This window comes from Streptomyces sp. DH12 (assembly GCF_020873895.1).
Taxonomy (GTDB): Bacteria; Actinomycetota; Actinomycetes; order Streptomycetales; family Streptomycetaceae; genus Streptomyces.
Genome location: NZ_JAHWGT010000328.1, coordinates 1 through 680 on the forward strand (window position 1 = coordinate 1; position 680 = coordinate 680).

Below are 680 nucleotides of genomic sequence, written 5' to 3' on the forward strand. Positions count from 1 at the left end.
TGCCCGACGGCGCTGATGCGGTGCGCGGACGGCACGGCGGGCGCGGCCAGCACGTCGGTGAGGCGTGAACGGGCGCGCTCAGCCGTGCCGCCCACGTCCTGGAGGTCGACGGCGTCCAGGGCGCGCTCGACGGCGCGGAGGATCTCCCAGCGGCGGGGGGAGTCGACGGGCAGTTCGGCCATCAGCTCGCCGAGCACCTCCAGGTCGGTCACCAGGCGCCACACGGTCTCGTCGAGGACGGCGAGATCCATGCGGGTCAGGGTGTACTGGGGGTCGCTGCCCGCGGTCTCCAGGTCGCCGAGCGGGGTCGGCGTGAAGGGGCGGTAGTCCATGACGACGGGGTTGGAGGCGGCCTCGACGTGCAGGCGCACCTCCTCCCCGCCCTGGACGGGAGCGCCGATCCGCACCCACTGGTTGCGCGGGTTGAGGCCCTTCACGGGGGTGCCGTCCGGACGGTAGACCAGCCCTTCGCACTGGAAGCCGGGCATGTTCTCGTCGAAGCCGAGGTCGAGGACCGCCTCGACGGTGCGGCCGGCCCACGCCTCGGGGACGGTGCCGGTCACCCGGAACCAGCTGGTGCCCCAGGGCGCGCCCCAGCGGGAGCCGACGGTGATCGGCTCGACGTCGGCGGCCAGTCCCTCGGCGACCGGGACCGGTTCCCCCGGCGCGTGCCACACCGC

At 74.6% G+C, this 680-nt stretch carries 1 pseudogene; it reads right to left on the reverse strand.

The features are described 5' to 3' along the window. Positions 1–680, reverse strand: a pseudogene (locus LPA54_RS34350) (alpha-mannosidase); the annotation flags it as partial.